1 protein-coding gene and 1 pseudogene are annotated in these 1,017 nt (G+C 66.6%); both read right to left on the minus strand.

The features are described 5' to 3' along the window. Positions 1 to 198, minus strand: a pseudogene (locus tag EOA60_RS34555) (conjugal transfer protein TraF); the annotation flags it as partial. Between the two features lie 14 nt (positions 199 to 212). Continuing rightward, on the minus strand, positions 213 to 1,017 hold an 805-nt coding region (locus EOA60_RS34560; protein WP_164899840.1), incomplete at its 5' end, for a BID domain-containing protein.

Here is a 1,017-nt window from a genome sequence, read left to right on the forward strand (position 1 = left end):
CTCACGCGCCATGCGGAATGCAGGGCTGTCGGGCGGGCAAATGAAGATAAGATCGCCCACTTGTGCGGGCCGTTCGAGCGGCTCGATGCGCCACAGGCCGAGCGGATAGCTGCGCGTAAGATTGACACGAAGACCGCCGAGCCAGGCGACGCCTGCGAGCGTGACAAGAGCTGCGGCCGCGAATGCAACGAGAGCCATGGCGCACCGCCGTCTCATTGTTTCATCACCGGCGTCTGCCGCTGCGTCTGGCGCAGGTTTTCCGATTGCTTCAGCGTCGCTGCGGTGCGTTCATGGGCGGCGAGTTGCTGCGCCGTCCGCATCACCGGCCAGGCCTCCGCCAGCTTCTGACGATTGCCTGGCTTGAGACCCTCGGCCGTCTTGTCGAACAGCTTGCCAGAGGGCTCGCGCGCTGCATTGGTCAGCAGCACGCGCTCGCCGAACCGCTCCGCGATCGCCTTGTTGAAACCGTCGATCTCGGCCTTCACCTCGCGGTTGGAGATGGCGTAGCCGAGGGCGGCCGGGAGGTCATTGCGGTCGATGGCGTCGCGTACCCGCTCGAGCACTTGGTGAGCTGCCGGCGACAGCGCCGGGATGTCGATCGAGACGCGCCGGCGCATCGCCTGCTCCTCGGCTTCCAGCTTCTGCACCGCCCTGTCGCGTAGGCTGAGATAGCGCTCGATGTCGCGCTTCAGAGCCGGGACATTGAGCTCGGCGACACGCCGGTCCTCGCGATCGGCCTTAGCGGCGAGAAGGCCGGTCCTGCCCTTGAGTGCGCCGAGGGTCTGCGGCTCCGATACGAGCCGGTCCAGCGCGACCTTCGCCGCGGCTGAATCGGACAGCACCGCGTCGAAATCCATGGCGCGGAAGGCGGCTTCGGGATCGGCGAAGACATAGCGGAAGCGCGTCGAAACCTCGTCCCACTGCTTTGTAACGGCGGGATCGGCACGCAGCTTCTCCTCGACCGTGTCCTGGATCGATCTGGCGAACAGGGTGACGCCGGCGACCATCGCTGCGGCC

The sequence above is a fragment of the Mesorhizobium sp. M1A.F.Ca.IN.020.06.1.1 genome (genome assembly GCF_004023265.1).
Classification (GTDB): Bacteria; Pseudomonadota; Alphaproteobacteria; order Rhizobiales; family Rhizobiaceae; genus Mesorhizobium.